The organism is Winogradskyella sp. 266wxhm (assembly GCF_058964685.1).
Genome location: NZ_CM179559.1, coordinates 1,514,916 through 1,532,138, shown reverse-complemented (window position 1 = coordinate 1,532,138; position 17,223 = coordinate 1,514,916). Strand labels below are relative to the sequence as shown.

Below are 17,223 nucleotides of genomic sequence, written 5' to 3'. Positions count from 1 at the left end.
ATTTATTTTTCATAGTTTTTTTAGAATCTAAAATATACATTTAAAAAGTAGTTAGCGCCACGTCCATACCAATATTTTGAACCAAAACGTCTTTTAGGGTTGGTTGTGTCTTCTAGTAATTCTCTATAATTAGCATTTCTACCTTGCTCAAAACCACCAGTTTTATATACTTTGTCTAGAATGTTACCAACGCTAGCAAAGAAACCGATGTAATAATCATCTATTTTCCAAGATTTACCACCAATTAAATTTACCACCATATAATCATCAAAACGTTCTTGTTTTAATAATCCTCTAGCGATTTCTGGATCATAATCGTTCATAGGTAAACCGTCTGTAGGCTCTTGGTAGAAACTATTAGTACGTAAAAGTGGACTAACATCTACATAAGTGTCAGCAAAGAAGTTTGCTGTTGCACCAAACCACCAGTAATCAGGGTCTCTATATTCAAAACCTACAGAGTAAGCTTTTTGAGGTCCACCTGCTACTCTGTAATCCTTTAATTTAGACTCACCGTAGAAAGCAGATCTGTCGTTTGCAGAAATATATAAGTTAGGATTATTTTCATAAGTATATTGACCATAAGAAGCAGCACCTTTTAATTTTATTGTTGGTGTCACTTGAGCCTCAACACCTAGTTCGGCTCCAATATGTCTTTTGTCTACCCCTTGTAATACTTCAGATATTAAGTTGTTTGTTTCTACATTACCTTGTTCATCAAAGAAACCACCGATACCATCAGCGTAGTAGAATGATATTTCATTAGCATCCTCAGTCTTGGTGTAAAAACCTGTTAATTTTGCATTAACTATTGGTGATCTAAAGATATAACTTGCATCAAAAGAAGTTATTTTTTCTTCTGTAATTTCTTGTCCTGTAACATTAACACCATTTACCTTTCCAACAACATCATTATTTACCCTAGCGTTAGAATAGGTGTTACGTAATGAAGGGGCACGTGTTATATAACCTCCGTTAACATCAATTAAATGCTTACCAGATATTTTATAAGTAAATCCTGCTTTAGCACCAAACCCAGTAAAATCTAGTTTATCTCCTTTTCCAAAAGAATTATTGATATTAGCTTCATTAAGGTATAAACCTTCTCTTTGGTATTCTGTTTTAGTTACACTACCAGCTAAGTAAAAATCTACTTTATTGTACTTAAAAACACCTTGAGCATAACCAGAAATGATATCTGCATATAGATTATAATTGTATCTATATCTATCTCCTTCAAAAGCCACTTGGTCAGGATTGTTTAAATCAAACTGAAACCCATCAAATGAATCTACATTTAATACACCTGTTTCACTTCCTAGTAAATCAATGATTTCAGCAAAGTTCTCAGATTTCAAATGTCTGTAATTAACAGAAGCATTAAGCATTATGCGCTCAGTTAACTCGCTATTAAATATTGTGTTAACTGTTGTTTGAGTGTCATCAGATCTATCTTCGTATAGTGCATAAGCTGCATATTCGCCAGCAGTATTATTTGTTATATTGGCATCAATTATACGATTCCAATCAATCTGTCCATCATTAATAAATTCTTGCTCAGCCTCATAAGCTCCAGCATAATCTGGGCCATCACTATCAGCTAAGAAGTAACTAGGTAATTTTTGATAATAAGCAGGACTTGGGTTGGCACCACCAGGAAAGTCTAAACGACTGTTTCCTAATTTTCCCCATTGATGAGCAACATTGGTATTTAAAGAAGTTTTACTACTAATATCCCAATAATGGTTAAGCATTAAAATTGGTTCTTCTGTTTCTTTAACACGAGAGTTTTTCTTTTCTCCATCTAAATAGCCCCAATATTCATTGTACTTAATACCTTTTAAATCGTATACTTCTTGAGTGTTTGGTGAAGATTTTCCACGTCTGTTAGGTGCATAAATAGAAGTGAAATTAATACTGTGCTTATCATTGATTTTCTTTTCTATAGAAACAAAGAAAGAGTTTGCATCGTATAAAGTAGCGTCTTGGTAGCCTTCATCTCCCCATCTTCTACCAGCCATAAAGGCATAAGACCATCCACCTTCTAATAATCCAGAAGCATAACTAGCCATAATTCTATTAGTATAACTTCTGTTAGAAGAAGAGTAAGTTACACGACCACCTTTTCTATAGCTAGAAGCTCTAGTAATAATATTTGTTGTACCTAATACACCACCAAAGTTATATTCAGAAGGTGTTAAACCTGTAGTTAATACTTGATTACGAACAACATCATTAAGACCACCCCAATTACTCCACTGAGGTCTACCATTGTAGATTTTATTCATTTCAATACCGTTAATTAAAACAGTACCGTTATCAGAGTCTAAACCTCTTACTCTAAAGAATGAAGAACTAAATTCAAAAGCTGCAGTTCTTTGGAAAATATCTTGTGAAGACGCCAATAAACCAGAAATATTATCAGCTCCACTGGTATCATCATTAAGCTCGTCGTCAGATAATGTAATTGTAAATAAGTCTTGAGCACTCGATGTATCAGCATCAAGAATCATATCCGTAATATTAACGGTTTGTCCTTCATTTACAATAATAGGATAACGTTTTGTTACATAACCAGGCTTAGATATTTTTAATACCTGTTCACCTAGAGGAACATTTTCAGAGAAAATAAACTCACCAAAACCATTAGTTATTGTGGTCTGTTCAGTCTCTTCAATGGTAATTGTGACATCTGGAATTGGTTCTGACGATGTAGCATCTATTACACTACCTTTAATAATAGTGTTTTGGGCTACCATCGCAAACGATGAAAAAACTCCAAATAATAAAATAATTAAACTTTTTTTCATGTCAAATTTTAAAGTTAATAGTCTTTGTAGATTAAATAAAGGTTATTTAGGGCGTGCAAATTTACATCTTTTATAATAAATACATACTTTTGGCGCGAGATTTGATTTGTAATTAATGATAACATAACATACGTTAAATGAAAAACTTAAAACTCAGTATTTTATTTTTATTAACAATGATATTTGTTAGTGTAAACGCTCAAGAAAAAAAGCGTTATAAAATACATACAGTAGCATTTTATAATTTAGAAAATCTTTTCGACACTATTAATGATCCAACAAAGTATGATGAGGCAAGTCCGATGATGGAGATGAATGAGTCATACAGATCTGCGGCTTATATCAAAAAGATACAGAGTATGGCAAGAGTTATTGCAGATATCGGATCTGAAGATACAGGAAATTCACCTGCAATAATCGGTGTTTGTGAGATGGAAAACAGACAGGTTTTAGTAGATCTTGTTAATGACCCACAACTTTTGCATAAAGATTATGGTATTGTACATTTTGACTCCCCTGATGCAAGGGGTATTGATGTGGCTTTATTGTATCAAAAAGCTTTATTCAAGCCAATTAACTCTAAGAAGCATGAGTTAAAAATTTATGATGATAATACTAGAAAGCGTGTTTACACAAGAGATCAGCTTGTTGTAAGTGGTGAATTGGATGGTGAACTTATTCATGTTATTGTTAATCACTGGCCGTCTCGAAGTGGTGGTGAAGCAAGAAGTAGATTTAAGAGAGTTGCTGCAGGTAAATTGAATAAACGTATTATTGATTCGTTACAATCAATCGATCCTTATGCTAAAATTGCTACTATGGGTGATTTCAATGATAACCCAACAAATAAAAGTATAAGTAAAGAATTAGGTGCTGAATCAGATAAGGATGAAGTTAAGTTTAAAGGGATTTATAACCCATATGAAGATCAATATAAAAAAATGGGCTTAGGAACTACGGGTTATAGAGATTCATGGAGTTTATTTGATCAGATATTGATTACACAGCCTTTTTTAGAAAAAGATTATTCTTCATTTAGATTTTACAAGGCAGGTATTTTTAATAAATCCTATTTAACAAATAAATCAGGGAGATATAAAGGTTACCCATGGAGAACTGTAAACGCAGGTTTAGATGGCGGTTACAGTGATCACTTCCCAGTATACATCTACCTTATTAAAGAGGTAAACGAAGACGATTCTACTGAAAAAAAATAACTCATATAAAGAGTAATAAATAAAAAAGGTGTAATTCTTATTGCACCTTTTTTTATGTTTTAAAACCAGAGATTCCAAGGAATTTTAGCTAAAACCAAAACCAAAGCTAGCGTATAGAAGATAGCTAACATTTTAAATTTAGGTTTCGATGTTAATTTCTTTTTATGTTTAGAATACCCAATAGTTACAAGAGCAATTGCTATTATCATAGTAAGTGGATGCTCTACAATAAGGTTTCTTAAAGCGGGTATTTTCATGACTTCTCCCATACCACCAACTTCTTTTATCGTACCAAAGTAATCTTTCATAAAAAATAAGACTATACCTATTAGAAGTTGAATATGCATTGTTATTAAAGTAAACAACGCAATTCTAAAATCCTTTGGATCAAATTCCTTATTGCCAAAAAACTTTATTAATGCATTTACTGTAGCAATAATTAAAACTACAAGAACCAAATAGGCCCATTTAGAATGGATAAATTGTACTATTTCCATGAAAGAAGAATTAAATGTGAAATACAAAAATAAGGATTTGACTGTGAAGCCAACTATTCCGAAATAGTAATTTTATGTTTCAACTCGTTTCCTAGTTCATCAACAACTGTAATTGTATGATCTCCAGTTGTTGGTAACAAAGCTAAATCATGAATGTCTTTTGTTGTACCTATATATTCATTGTCCACATACCAATAGAGTCGCAACTCAGGTTTAGAATGCGCCACTTTAAGAATAAGCTCATTTGTTTTTCCACTAAAATCTTTTGGTAAATAAATAGTGCTTTGTTGGGTTGGGTAAATGAATTCCATGCTAATTCCTGAAGCTTCTAAACAATCATTCCGGTAAGGTGGTAAAGGTTTATAAAAAGGATTTTTATTCTGAAAATAATAAGCTTGTAAAGGCGGTAAAACAAACCACGGTTTATTTTTTATGTTTGAAACCTCTTCACATGAAGAATTTACCTGAAAGTGCTCAGACATATCTAAATGCACCAACTTATGAAAAGGACAAGGTTCTGTTTTTTTTCCGCTTTGCTGAATATATCTTTTCTCAGTATCATTACAAATTGAAGATGCTCTATAGCCACTTTTTTTACAGATAGACACTTCAAGCATTTCATCATAAGGTTTAGAAAACCATTCGCTTTTTGGTAGCAAATCAAAAACATCAAACAAAATAGGAGCGGCAGCTTGCACACCAACCAAACCTGGTCTCCCTTCTCCATCAGCATTGCCAACCCAAACACCAACCACATAGTTTTTTGTAGTACCAATAGCCCACGCATCTCTAAACCCAAAACTGGTACCTGTTTTCCAAGCGATTTCTTGCGAAGAATCATAATATTCCCAACTGTCATCACCTTCAGGACGGTTCACTTGTTTCATGCTTTCAAACGTGAGGTAAATCGAAGCCGCATCAAAAATGGTTTTTTCTTGAGTGAGTTTACCAAAGTCAATTGGCGTGATAAAATTGTATTTAGGTTCGCAAAATTCTTGTGTAAAATATTGACTAGAATTGGCACTAAAATGATTTAAGGTCGACGCCATTGCTGCATAGCTTTTACACAAATCCCATAGGTTACTTTCCGCACCACCAAGTACCAAAGACAATCCGTAATGATTGGCATTGTATTTTAAATCTTTAAGATGAAGTTGCTTCAAATAGTGATAAAACCGATCCACACCAAAATCCTGAAGCATTCTCACTGCAGGCACATTAAGCGAGCGAGACAAAGCTTCATTAGCATGAACAGCTCCGTCGTAGCTATTATCATAGTTTTCGGGCTGATAACTTCCAAATTGTGTAGGGACATCTGGTACTAAAGTGTTCGGTAGTAAATCACCAGCGTCGAGCATAGCAGCATACAAAAAGGGCTTTAAAATACTGCCAGTACTTCTAGGTTTATCAATGATATCTACACTATTCTGATGTGCTTTATCGGTTGGTGAATTACCAATGTAACTTAAAACTTCTCTAGTGTTCACATCGAGAATCAATACCGAAATGTTATGAATTTCATTTTGTTTTAATCTATTGTAATGTTGTTCTACAATACCATTAGTTTGTTCTTGGAGTATAACATCTATAGTAGTTTTTATACGTTTACCTTTATATTGCTTAGCAACTTTTTGAAGCAAATGAGGTGCAATTTGTGGTAGTGGATAAGGTTTTTGAGGCAAGTTTTCCGCAACAGAAAGCTCATAAGTTAACTCATCTATTGTACCATTATTTAATAATTTTTTGAGTAAGCGATTACGTTTTTCAAGTAATCGTTCTTGATTTTTTCCAGGATAAATGAGACTTGGTGCATTAGGCAAAACGGCAAGAGTGGCACTTTCTGCCCAAGATAATTGCGAAGCTTCTCTATTAAAATAACGCCATGCCGCAGCATCAATACCCACAACATTGCCACCAAAAGGTGCGTGGCTAGCATAAAGGTTCAAAATATCGTCTTTAGAATGTCTAAACTCTAAGCGTGTGGCCAGAATAAGTTCTTTTAGCTTTTCAAAATAGGTGCGCGACTGCCCTTTTCTAGATAATCGAATGACTTGTTGGGTGATGGTGCTTCCACCACGTTTTACACTTCCAGAGCTTAAATTTTCCTTTAAGGCTTTAAAAATTGAAATAGGGTTGAAGCCAGGATGTTTATAGAAATATTCATCTTCAAATTGAAGAATACAAGTTTTAAATTTCTCTGGAATACTATCATTTGCAGGAAATCGCCATTGGCCATCATCAGCAATTTTAGCACCCAATAATACATTTGAAGAACTTGTAATAACGGTTGCGGTAGGATCTTTAAAAAGCTGTTTTGGTAAGCAGAAATAATAAACTACAAGTAGCACAGCAATAATTGCGGATTTGATTTTATGGCGTTTTATGTAGTTTATGAGTTTCAATTTATTTAATAATTTGTCCTTGCAAGCGTAGCGAAGCAATCTGTTTCTTGTTTGTAAGATTACCATACTTCGACTGCGCTCAGTACTGGCTCTTATTCGTGCCTCATTCTTCGTAATGACAGTTTGCTATTTTATTTTTGAGATTCATGCTTTTGCAGGAATTGGTACTCACGTTCAACTTTACAAATTTTCACATTGTACCAATTGTACCATTGCTCTCGTCCTTTTTGTTGTGCTAAAAGGTGTTCGGAATTTGTTTTCCAATTTTTTATAGCTTCTAAATTTTTCCAATAGCTGACGGTTATTCCGATAGCATTTCTTGCACTATCCATACCCATAAAACCTTTTTGTTGTTTGGCTAAGTCTTCCATTTTTTGAGCCATTTCGGTATAGCCATTAATATCTTCAGTTTGGGTAGAGGTGAAGATTACAGCGTAATAAGGTTTAAAGTTTTTCATAGATAATTTTTCTATCCTGCAAGGTTTCTAAAACCTTGTAGGTTATAAGTTCTTGTTTTTTTATAATAGACCTACAAGGTGCTCAAAACCTTGCAGGTCTTAATAGATTCTGATAATGCCCAAACTGACTACTGTTTTTCAACAATCATCTGGCATTTCAAATTCAATGATTTTTTCAGTAACATTATCCTCGAAATCAGTTAAAATAAGCTTTATATACACGCGATTTGTAGATACGCTTATAGGATAATCTTTGATACTTCTCACAGTACCAAAATAACTTAGCCATTCACTACCGCATTTGTCTGTGATTTCTTCATGTGACGCTGTCATGGCCATTTTAATGAAGTTTTGCCAATCATTTTCTGTGTACACTAAAGTTTCAAATGTATTAGATTTCAATTGCTTTAGAGGTTTCCACTCGGTGTCATAATTTTTCCAATGTGTAGCATCACATTTTGAATCTTCACTCATAAAAGACATACTATTTTCATAGCGTTGAAATAAACTAACGTGTTTATAATCATTATCTACTAAAACTATTTTCTTGGCTTCAGGTGTTGCCGCAATACCTACTCTTATTTTAGCAGAATCTTGCTGTGTTAAATGATGCGTACGTTTAAAATCTATGGTTTCTAAATTTTTAATTTCAATATTAAGATGGTCTAAATCCAATCTTATGGTTTTTGAAATTTTTGTCGGAGATAAATAACCATTAAAAACATAGCCAATATATTTGTCGGTCTCCACCTTTACCCATTCACCACTTATTTTTTCTCCATTATCTAATACCACAAGGCTTTTGTTGGTATTTTCTACCACGTTTATGACTTGGGCGTACGACAATTTGCTTAGGATTTTACCATTGATGTCGGGTTGCTCTCTAAGAGATAAACCACTTTCGGCAGCAACATAAGCATTTTGTTGCGCTGTTATTACTAGGATGTTGAATACAAATCCAATCGCTAAAATCATTTTTGAATTTTTCATAATTACTTGTTTTTAAGTTTAACGTTTTAGCGGTTTACGTTCTAGGATGCTTGTCTTCCGGACGACAAGTAGTTTAGCTTAGGTTTGTTTATTCTATTACTTCTCAACCGTAATCCACTGACCTTTGTTTCTCACCAAATAGTCATTATCATACATCGCTTCGGCTTGGGTTCCTGGTAAATAATAGGTGCCGAGGTAAGATGCATTTAGCATTACCGTAAATGTTTTAGTACCATATTTGCCTTTTGGCTGCATATCAAAATAAAAGTTTACTCTATCGTCTTTGATGTCTGTATATCTTGCTTGACTTACCGTAGTATCTCCAAAATCGGTGAACCTAGTATTTACAATATCCCAACCAGAAGGAAAAATCTGTGTCAGTGCTACATCATTAATCGAGCTACTTGTTAAGTTGGTAATGCTTACAGTTGCTACAAAATCTTGACCTTGCTGAAGTTTTTCAACATCAATTGTATTGCCTTGTAAATCTTTGTAAACCGTACTAATCGAAAAACCACGCGATTCACTAACTTCTTCACCAAGTTTTAGTTTACCAGAATTTAAGATTCTTGCATAAATAAGATTGTCTTTTAAATTGCTGATCTCAATAGTATTGTTGCCATCATTAACAGGAATACTACGTTGTGCTATAGCGTTTTTAGTATTGATAGTTTCAGATTTACCATTAATGCTGTAGCTTAGTTTTAGATCTTTTCCGCCATTTTTAACCACCATTTTTCCCATAGCCAATAAGCTATAAGCTGTTGTTTGTGTACTCATCCATTTATTGCTCGATAATTCTTTGGCTATTGATTTTGCTAGATCTCTCACTTTTGGATTATCTGTAATTATCATAGTTTCTAAAGCCATAGCTTTATTTCTATCTACCGAACCATACGTGTAATAATTAGATCTTGGAGGTTGAAAATCTATATTAGCCGATTTTGAAATGGCATTGCTAGCTTCTTGTTGTCCTGCAAGTGCATAGGCTGCAGCAAGCCTCCATTTGGCTTCATTTGAGATTTCCTCAAATTCACGTAAACGGTTCATGCTCGCTAAATCTGCACTACCAGCTAAAGCCAAAGTATACAAACGGTAAGCTTGTGCTAAATCGCTATGATAGTGTCGGTAACTTGGTCTCCAATTTCTAGCCGCTTGTTTTTGGTACGCAATCCAATTACTTTTAAAAGTTAATGGTAATATATAACCTTTCTTTTCGGCTTCTATCATAAAATGACCAGCATAACTTGTTCCCCAATCATTAGCAGAATTCTCGCCTATCCAATAACTCATTCCACCACTTGGTTGTTGGAAATTCCCTAAACGCTTAATACCATTTTCAATATTACTCTGAATTTCTTTTTTCTTTTCATAAGTTAAATCGAAAATATCTGCTAAGAACAACTGAGGGAATACACTCGATGTAGTTTGCTCTACACAACCATGCGGATAGCGGATAAGATATTGCATACGTTTTGTAAAATCCATAGGAGGTAAAGTTGAAAACTCAACAGTTGCCGAATTGGTACCTGATACTCCAAAGGTTGAAAACGCAATGTTTTGCTTAGCGTTGGCTTCAAGTTCGTTATCAATAACTTTTGAAGTCATTGGGTTTGGATTTTCAACATCAATTTCAACTTTATAAGTTGACTTCTCTCCATTTCCTGTAGCAATAACTTCAATAGTGTTAATGCCTTTGGCTTTAGTGACGTCTAAATCAAAGTAGACCATTTTTTCATCTGGCTTACTAAATTGAAGCGATTGTGAAGCCTGGCCTTTTACAGTTATACCATCGCTAAGTTTTAAGGATAGGTTGACGTTTTTCACTTTATTTTCCATAGCGAATACGGTAACAGGAAGTGTTACTTTTTCACCAGGACTTAATTTTCGTGGTAACGTTGCCAAGACCATTAAAGGCTTTTTAACTTTTACTGATTTTTCTACATTTCCATAAGCTTCGGTTTGGTTATTGCCTGCTACAACCATGGTTCTAACCGCTCCAACATAGTTAGGCATTTTTAGTTGATGCGTTTTGGTTTCACCTGCATCTAATACAAAAGGTCCTAAATACGTTACAACCGGTTTAAAACGATTCGCTTTTTTGTTTTTACCTTTTGCAGCACTACCATCTCCACCAATGGCAAATACTTGATCTATACTTCCAGAATAAGCTCCGATAACATCATCGAAAATATCCCAAGTTTTTACGCCAAGTGCTTCGCGAGCATAAAATTCATCCCAAGCATTAGGTGTTTTAAATCTTGTAAGATCAAGTAAACCTTCTTCAACAACAGCAACAGTGTACGTCATTGGTTTGTTGTTCTTTTCTGAGACTTTGATTTGGTAAGATTGTTCTGGTTGTATAACATCTGGCATGTTAATTTTTGGCTCCAGTCTTGTTGCAGGATTTTCTACCATCATAGGAATTACACCATATAAACGAATTGGTAAATCGTTAGATGTAATAGCGTGTGGTTGTAACAACGAAATGTTTATGAATACGTTTGGTGCCATTTCTGGTGTCACAGGAATATCTACTGTAGTTTCACCTGGTTGTGTTTTTACCCATTGATGACTGATGACTTCCGTGCCATTTTCAATACTAACCAAAGCTCTACCTTCACTTCCCGAAGGAAATGTTAGTCGTGCAGTTTCTCCAACATTATAATTGTCCTTATCTGTAGAAAACACTAACATTTTTGCCGCTTCTTTATCTGATGATGGTGAATTTTGCCACCAGTTTTTGTAAAAATATGCTGTGCGACCAGTAGCATGACCACTTACGGGATCTACAATTCTTATAAGATAACGACCACGTTCATTCTCAGGAATTTTTAGTTTGAAACTACCTTTTCCGTTCGCATCTGTGCTGACTAAAAAATCTTGTACAGGTCTGTGATAACTACTAGAGACGTAGCTTGAAAGGTTGTCGTAAGAGGAATTCCACCACCAACGCCATTCTATTTTATAGACTTTTACTTCCAAGTTTTTACGTTGTACAGGTTTGCCGTCAGCAGTAACTGTAGCGACATTAAAAGTGTGATTCTCATCTGTGAAGTACGAGCCGTAACGGCTACCTTCAGGTGACTTTAAGCCGACAAAACTCTCGTAAGGAGCATAAGGCATCGTAAAGGCATCGAGTGAAAAATCTCCACCATTTTCAAAAGCTCTTACCAAAAATTGAGCGTTAAGCATGCCTGGAGCATTTTTTCCAATATTGAGTTCGGTGTTTATTTTAGCATTACCTTCGGCGTCTAAATTACCTTCATAAACATTGGTTTCTTCGCCATTAAAAGTTCGGGTTGGATCGGTAAAAATGTAATCATCGTAATTCTTGAATCCAGTGTAAGAGCTTGTGAATTTTGCTTTAATTTCAGCTTTAAGGTTTTTTGCTGGTGCACCATGTAACCATGCTACATTTAGATCTCCATTTAAAGGAGCGTTATTGGTTAAAATTTCACCTTCAAAATCGATATTTATTTTTAATCGATTCGGTTTTACAGTTTCTATTTTTAAGGCTTTTGAAAAATTAGCTCCACCTACAGAAACTTTTGCGTTGTAATTTCCGGTTTTGTAATCTGTTGAAGTTGGTACTTTAAAATCGTATACATTGTTAACGTTGTCTATGCTAACTTTTCTGTAAACTAGTTTGCCAACAGGATCTGTAATTTCTAGTTTTACAGGATGTCCTTTAGGTAATTTATTAGCAACATCATTGAGCATAAAGGTTAAAAATAGACTGTCTCCAGGTCTCCAAACACCGCGTTCTCCATAGATGTAACCTTTAAGTCCTTGTTGTAGTCGGCTACCAGAAACGTCAAACTTACTTAAGGAAAGCGAGTTGCCGTCCATAAGTTTTATGTAACTTACACTTTTTCCTTTTTCTACAATGGCAAATGTAGCACGTTTGTTAGCTTTAATTTCAACAATACCTTCTCTATTAGAAACAGCATCTTCTAGTTTTTGTTGCTGAAAATTGTAGAGTGTAACTTTTGCTCCACGCTCAGGTTCGGTAGTAAGTATGTTGGTAACTGCAAACAAGTAGGTGTTATTGCTCCCTTGCTTGGCGATAACTCCAAGTTCTGAACCAATTAGATTTTGGGCTACAACACGGTTGCCATAATTATAATAAGAATCGGTACATGGGTTGTCTCTGTCTCTCCATCTATAATTATTGTTTCTGTAGCTGTAGGTTAAATTATCCCAATAGCGTTCTTCTCTTATTTCTGCTTGTTCATCAGAAATATCTTCAGACGTGTAATAATCGTCTTCGTAGTAATAGTCGTCATAATAATCATCCTCTTCAATTTCTGTAGTTTCAGCATTAGACTCACAATCATAAAGTGAATACTCACGCTTAAAACTAAGCTCTACACGGTAAATAGCGCCAGGATTAGCATTCAAATATTTAGACAAATCAATGCTGTAAGCTCTCCAATTCCCAGGGTTAATAGCTTCATCCTGAACTAAAGTGATAGTTTCTTTTGCAATACGTCTTCCAACTTTTTTAATGTTATAGTCGTTATTGCTATTAATGTCATTGTCTTGTAAAAATTGAAGCACATTGTCTTCAAATATTTTAATGATTCTAACATCGACTTTACTAAGATTAACCGCTTCAAAATTGAATTTTAAATCTTTTGAATTTGGTAAAATAGTACCATTATTGATGAGTCTAACTTGTGGTTTTAGAGCATCAAAACGTAGTTGTTCTGAAAAGGCTGTTTTTAATTTATAGCCATCTTCATTTTTTATACCTGTAAATACATCAACTTGAATATCGCCAATTAATTTAGTGTCTGGATAGATTTTTAAAACATTACCATCAACAATATATTTTGGATTTTTTGAACCTTGAAGACTTACTAAACCTGAAAAGTTTTGTTGCTTTTTTATTGGATCTGAAAAATTAATCAAAAGAAATTGTTCTGGACTTTGAACCACTTTAGTGCTAATAATTGTAAAGTTATTTTTTCCAGGAATGACTATTGTGTTTTCACCTTCATTATCAGCGTTTATTGCATCTCCATCCCATTTTACCAAAACTTCACTATCTTCAACAGGACGATTAATACTATCTATTTTAAATTCAAAAAACTTAGAGTTTTCAGAAGCTTCATTCCATACAATTGAAAGTTTTTTATTATTCTGAGATGCCGTTACAAGCTTTTTTGCATTTTTTAGAGAAATGATGTCCGCAGAGCGTAATTGAGCACTTAAGTATTGCCACTCTTTACTGTAAGACTGAAGGTCGTTAGTTACAATATTAAAACTAGGTATTATAGTTTTAAACTGAAACGTATAATCTTCATAATCTGATGGTATTGACTTGTAAATTTCACCAAGTTTCACATTAACTGTATATTCCGTAGAAGGTTCTAAATACTCATCTGGTGTAAAAACTAAAGTATGCTTATTTAAAGCTTTAAGTTTTCCCTGTACATGAGGTTTTACAGTAACTATATTGGCATCTATATCCTGTTCTTCATTCCATGTTTCAACTGGCTCTGAAAGATTAATCCTAATTGGGTCAGCAACAGAAACTAAACCAGAAGTTGTGTAACTAATATAGTCTCTGAATTTGTAAATATTGTCTGTGTTTACAGGCTTTTTTTTGCAGGAAATGGCTAGAGCAACTAGTGCTACAATAGCGAGTAGCTTTTTGATTTGCATGTTGAAATGGTATTAAAATAAAACGTCTACGAAAAAGAAGGGTAGGCACATTCTTGTTAAATAATTACGCTGATTTTTTATGATTTAGTCTTTGAGTAAATGTTAAAAAAAACACAAAGTTTATTATTCGTAAATTTTAATGGTTATTTCACCGCCATCAGTCATACTTGCACGATACATTCCTGCGGTATTAAACTCCATAACCATGTAACCGTTTTTATCAACCGCAACAATGCCTCCATTACCACCAAGGTTAGGTACTTTTTCTTGTATGACCAATTGTGCAGCTTCTTTTAGGGATAAGCCTTTATACTCCATTAAAGCAGAAATATCATGAGCAACTTGAGCCCTGATGAAATATTCTCCCCAACCAGTACTAGACACAGCGCAAGTTGCATTGTTTGCGTAAGTACCAGAACCAATAATTGGAGCATCACCGATTCTGCCATAACGTTTGTTAGTCATACCACCAGTGGATGTACCTGCTGCCAAATTTCCATTTTTATCTAGAGCTACACAACCAACCGTTCCAAATTTTGAATCTTTAATCATGGGATCGTAGAATGCAGTTTTAGCATCATGGTCTAGTTCAGTTTTTTCTTTGTCTTTGATCTTTTTCAAAGATTGGAATCTGTTTTCGGTATAGAAATATTCTGGTGCAACGATTTCTAGACCTTGTTCTTCAGCAAATGTTTCTGCACCTTTCCCTGAAAGCATAACGTGTTCCGATTTTTCCATAACAGCTCTAGCTAAATTTATAGGGTTTTTTACAGTAGTTGTTCCAGCAGACGCACCAGCATTTAAGGTTTTTCCATCCATTATAGAAGCATCGAGTTCATTGGTTGCGGCATTGGTAAAAACAGCACCTTTTCCTGCATTGAAAAGTGGAGAATCTTCCATAACATTTATAGTTTTTTCAACCGCATCGAGACTGCTTCCTCCGTTTTTCAGAATTTCATAACCAGTTCTTATGGCCTCTTCTAATTTAGCCTTGTATGCCGCTTCTTTTTCGGGAGACATGTTTTTTCTTAAAATAGTACCAGCACCTCCATGGATTACAATGGCAAATTCTTGTTGCTTTTCTTCTGTTTTTTCAGAAGAATCTCTGGTAATATTGTTTGGATTTTCATCTGGATTGGGTACCAATTCACCACATGAAAAACATAAAAGTAAAATGACTAAAGCGCATAAAAATCTATTCATAGAAACAACTAATTTTAAGTGCATTAAAGTTACGTTTTTTAAACGCCAAGACTCAAGGGAAACTGACTTTTTATTAGTAACTTCGCATAAAAATTTAATAATTCATAAAAATTAGACATAAATGGAAGCAATTGCTACCGATTTCGGAATAAAAGAAGCTTTAAAACAATTAGGTGTTAAAGATGTTAACGATGGAACTTCTACAGGCTCTAACGGTTTTGGAAGTGGAGACTTAATTTCATCTTACTCTCCAACAGATGGACAATTAATTGCAAAAGTTTCTACTACAACAAGAGAAGACTACGATAAAGTTATAAAAACAGCTCAAGACGCCTTTTTACAGTTTAGAGCAATGCCTGCACCACAAAGAGGTGAAATAGTAAGACAGTTTGGTAATCGTTTAAGAGAATTAAAAGAACCATTAGGTAAATTAGTCTCTTACGAAATGGGTAAATCTTTACAAGAAGGTTACGGAGAAGTGCAAGAAATGATAGACATCTGCGACTTCGCTGTAGGTTTATCAAGGCAGTTAAACGGTCAAACCATTCCTTCTGAAAGACCAGGACACGTTATGAGAGAGCAGTGGCACTCTTTAGGTATTGTTGGGATCATTTCAGCATTTAACTTTCCAGTTGCTGTTTGGTCTTGGAACACAGCTTTAGCATGGGTTTGTGGTGATGTCTGCGTTTGGAAAGCTTCCGAAAAAGCACCACTTTGTGCGGTAGCTTGTCAAAATATTATTGCTGAGGTTTTAAAAGAAAACAACTTACCAGAAGGTATTTCTTGTATTATAAACGGAGATTATAAAGTAGGAGAGTTTATGACAACAGATCATAGAATTCCGTTAATCTCTGCAACAGGATCTACACGTATGGGACGCATTGTTGGTGCTACTGTTGCCGAGCGTTTTGGTAAATCTTTATTAGAATTAGGAGGAAACAATGCTATAATTATTACACCAACTGCAGATTTAAAAGTAGTGGTGCCAGGTGCTGTATTTGGAGCTGTTGGTACATGCGGACAACGTTGTACAAGTACACGTCGTTTAATTATTCACGAGTCTGTTTACGATAAAGTAAGAGACGCCATTGTTGGTGCATACAAGCAATTAACCATTGGTAATCCGTTAGACGAGAAAAACCACATTGGACCATTAATTGATAAAGATTCTGTAAACACGTATTTATCTGCAATAGAAAAAGCTAAAGCTGAAGGCGGAAATGTACTCGTTGAAGGTGGTGTTTTAGAAGGTGAAGGATACGAGTCTGGTTGCTACGTAAAACCAGCAATTATCGAAGCTGAAAATGATTTTGACATAGTACAAACCGAAACTTTTGCACCAATTTTATATCTAATGAAATACTCTGGCGATGTAGAAAATGCCATCGACATGCAAAATGGTGTTGCACAAGGATTATCGTCTGCAATCATGACTAACGAAATGAAAGAAGCAGAAAAATTCTTATCCTTTGCAGGAAGTGACTGTGGTATTGCTAACGTAAATATTGGTACTTCTGGTGCTGAAATTGGAGGCGCTTTTGGAGGTGAAAAAGAAACTGGTGGCGGACGCGAATCTGGATCTGATGCTTGGAAAGTGTACATGCGTAGACAAACCAATACTGTAAACTACTCAGATCAGTTGCCTTTAGCACAAGGTATTAAGTTTGATTTGTAATATTCGAATTAGAGATAAACTATATAAAGCCATATCGAAAGATGTGGCTTTACTTTTTCTATAGTTTTTAAATTCTATTAGATGCTATAATAAGTTACTACAACGAAAAAACCTTGTTCCAATTTAGCTGCTGGCCGTATGAAACAAGGTTTATGTAATTGATTAATAGCAATACAAATATGAGCATAAATATCATTCGAAAATAAAATTTGTGATGAATGGTAGAAAAAAATGTATAATCTGCACAGGCTGAAAAAATAGTTCGACAAGGTGCAAAAATTGGCGTTGAAATTTTGTA

At 34.6% G+C, this 17,223-nt stretch carries 9 protein-coding genes; 2 read left to right on the top strand and 7 right to left on the bottom strand.

The genetic code is table 11. The annotated features are described in order from the left end of the window. Positions 1–20: 20 nt before the first annotated feature. Positions 21–2,810 carry a carboxypeptidase regulatory-like domain-containing protein gene (locus AC2H4K_RS06650; RefSeq protein WP_281140519.1) on the bottom strand — a complete coding sequence of 930 codons (2,790 nt, stop codon included), beginning with the start codon at positions 2,808–2,810 and terminating at the stop codon, positions 21–23. A 137-nt stretch (positions 2,811–2,947) separates the two neighbouring features. Here AC2H4K_RS06650 and AC2H4K_RS06645 point away from each other — a divergent pair, with 137 nt between their 5' ends. Continuing rightward, entirely contained in the window at positions 2,948–4,027 is a 1,080-nt protein-coding gene (locus AC2H4K_RS06645; protein ID WP_281140518.1) for an endonuclease/exonuclease/phosphatase family protein, read from the top strand. Between the two features lie 59 nt (positions 4,028–4,086). Here the strand turns inward: AC2H4K_RS06645 and AC2H4K_RS06640 are convergent, their stop codons facing one another. The 6 genes from AC2H4K_RS06640 to AC2H4K_RS06615 form a co-directional block, all read right to left on the bottom strand. After that, positions 4,087–4,524: a hypothetical protein gene (locus AC2H4K_RS06640; protein ID WP_281140517.1), complete on the bottom strand. Its 438-nt coding sequence runs from the start codon at positions 4,522–4,524 to the stop codon at positions 4,087–4,089. Positions 4,525–4,577: 53 nt separating this feature from the next. Next, complete coding sequence (gene pbpC, locus AC2H4K_RS06635) at positions 4,578–6,992, bottom strand: penicillin-binding protein 1C (RefSeq protein WP_281140516.1); 2,415 nt, start codon at positions 6,990–6,992, stop codon at positions 4,578–4,580. 65 nt (positions 6,993–7,057) lie between these two features. Beyond that, positions 7,058–7,384, bottom strand: coding sequence for an antibiotic biosynthesis monooxygenase family protein (locus tag AC2H4K_RS06630; RefSeq protein WP_281140515.1), 327 nt, complete (start codon positions 7,382–7,384; stop codon positions 7,058–7,060). Positions 7,385–7,522: 138 nt separating this feature from the next. Continuing rightward, a complete protein-coding gene (locus AC2H4K_RS06625; protein WP_281140514.1) occupies positions 7,523–8,374 on the bottom strand; it encodes an SH3 domain-containing protein in 852 nt (283 codons plus the stop codon). A 96-nt stretch (positions 8,375–8,470) separates the two neighbouring features. Continuing rightward, positions 8,471–14,047, bottom strand: a complete 5,577-nt coding sequence (locus tag AC2H4K_RS06620) for an Ig-like domain-containing alpha-2-macroglobulin family protein (RefSeq protein WP_281140513.1) — start codon at positions 14,045–14,047, stop codon at positions 8,471–8,473. Between the two features lie 123 nt (positions 14,048–14,170). Beyond that, a complete protein-coding gene (locus AC2H4K_RS06615) occupies positions 14,171–15,250 on the bottom strand; it encodes an isoaspartyl peptidase/L-asparaginase family protein (protein WP_281140512.1) in 1,080 nt (359 codons plus the stop codon). Between the two features lie 121 nt (positions 15,251–15,371). Here AC2H4K_RS06615 and amaB point away from each other — a divergent pair, with 121 nt between their 5' ends. Then, entirely contained in the window at positions 15,372–16,925 is a 1,554-nt protein-coding gene (gene amaB / locus AC2H4K_RS06610; protein WP_281140511.1) for an L-piperidine-6-carboxylate dehydrogenase, read from the top strand. Positions 16,926–17,223: the final 298 nt, after the last annotated feature.